Here is a 1,765-nt window from a genome sequence, read left to right as displayed (position 1 = left end):
CCGACCCGGACGCGCCCATCGGCGCCGCCGAGGTCCTGAGCAGCGGTGAACGCCGCACGCTGCTGCGCAGGTGGGCCGGAGGCAAGGGCGGCGACGTCGAACGGGCGACGATCCCGGCGTTGTTCGAGGCGCAGGTGGCGGTCCGTCCGGATGCGCCGGCGGTGACGTTCGATGGTGTGTCGTGGACGTATGGGGAGGTGAATGCGAGGGCGAACCGGCTGGCGCATCGCCTTATCGGGCAGGGTGTGGGGCCGGAGCGGTTCGTGGCGTTGTCGTTGCCGCGTTCGGTTGATCTGGTCGTGGCGGTTTTGGCTGTGCTGAAGGCGGGTGCGGCGTATGTGCCGATTGATCCGGACTATCCCGAGGACCGTGTCGGGTTCATGGTCGGGGATGCCGGGCCGGCGTTGACGCTCGGTTCGGGCGATCTGGATGCGACCGGCCACCCTGACACCGATCCGGGTGTGGCCATCGATCCGGATCATCCGGCGTATGTGATTTACACGTCGGGTTCGACGGGGCGTCCGAAGGGTGTGGTGGTTCCGCATCAGAATGTGGTGCGGCTGCTGCGTTCGACGCAGGGGTGGTTCGGTTTCGGGCCGGGTGATGTGTGGGCGTTGTTCCACTCTTATGCGTTCGATTTCTCGGTGTGGGAGTTGTGGGGTTCGCTGTTGTACGGCGGTCGTCTGGTCGTGGTGCCGTACCTGACGTCTCGTTCGCCGCAGGAGTTGTTGAAGCTGGTGTCGGACGAGCGTGTCACGGTCTTGAACCAGACGCCGTCGGCGTTCTATCAGTTGATGGCGGCCGATAGGGAGAGCCCGGGCTCGGATCTGGCGCTGCGCTATATCGTCTTCGGCGGTGAGGCCCTGGATCTGGGACGTCTGGAGGACTGGTATTCGCGGCATCCCGAGGATGCGCCGACTCTGGTCAACATGTACGGGATCACCGAGACCACGGTGCATGTCTCGCACCTTGCTTTGGATCGGGCCGTTGCGGCGACCGCGTCCGGCAGTGTCATCGGTGTCGGCATCCCGGACTTGCGCGTTTATGTCCTGGACGATCGTCTTCAGCCGGTCGCGCCGGGTGTCGCCGGTGAGTTGTACGTTGCGGGCGCGGGGCTGGCGCGCGGGTATCTGAACCGTCCGGGGCTGTCCGCGGAGCGGTTCGTCGCCGACCCGTTCGGTGCGCCGGGCACGCGGATGTACCGGACGGGCGATGTCGGCCGGTGGCGCCGCGACGGGACGCTCGAATACCTGGGACGCGTCGACCAGCAGGTGCAGTTGCGCGGCTTCCGGATCGAGCTGGGCGAGATCCAGGTGGTTCTGACCAGGCACGAGGCCGTCCGGGACGCCGCGGTGATCGTCCGGGACGGGCGTCTGGTCGCCTACGTGGCCGGCGGCGGCGTCGACGTGTCCGAGCTGCGCCGGTTCGCGGCAAGGGATCTGCCCGACTACATGGTTCCGGCCGTGGTCGTGGAGCTGGACGCGTTGCCGCTGACCTCGAACGGCAAGCTGGACCGCAAGGCGCTGCCCGCGCCCGATTTCGCGGCGAAGGTGTCGTCCCGCGCGCCCCGCACGTCTGAGGAGGAGATCCTGGCGGGCCTGTTCGCCGAGGTCCTCGGCCTGGAGCGGGTCGGGGTCGACGACGGGTTCTTCGACCTCGGCGGCGACTCCATCATCGCCATCCAGCTCGTCTCCCGCGCCCGCCAGTCCGGCCTGGTCATCACGCCGCGGGAGGTGTTCCAGCACCAGACCGTCGAGGAACTGGC

The 1,765-nt window shown here is 67.8% G+C and carries 1 protein-coding gene; it reads left to right on the top strand.

Annotated elements, in window-relative coordinates:
- A partial coding sequence (locus tag ACTWPP_RS44890) for an amino acid adenylation domain-containing protein (RefSeq protein ID WP_443110600.1) occupies positions 1-1,765 on the top strand: 1,765 nt, incomplete at both ends.

Source organism: Actinomadura sp. 3N407 (assembly GCF_052245875.1).
GTDB lineage: Bacteria > Actinomycetota > Actinomycetes > Streptosporangiales > Streptosporangiaceae > Spirillospora.
Note: the sequence above shows the minus strand (reverse complement) of the source record. Positions and strands in the feature narration are given on the sequence as shown.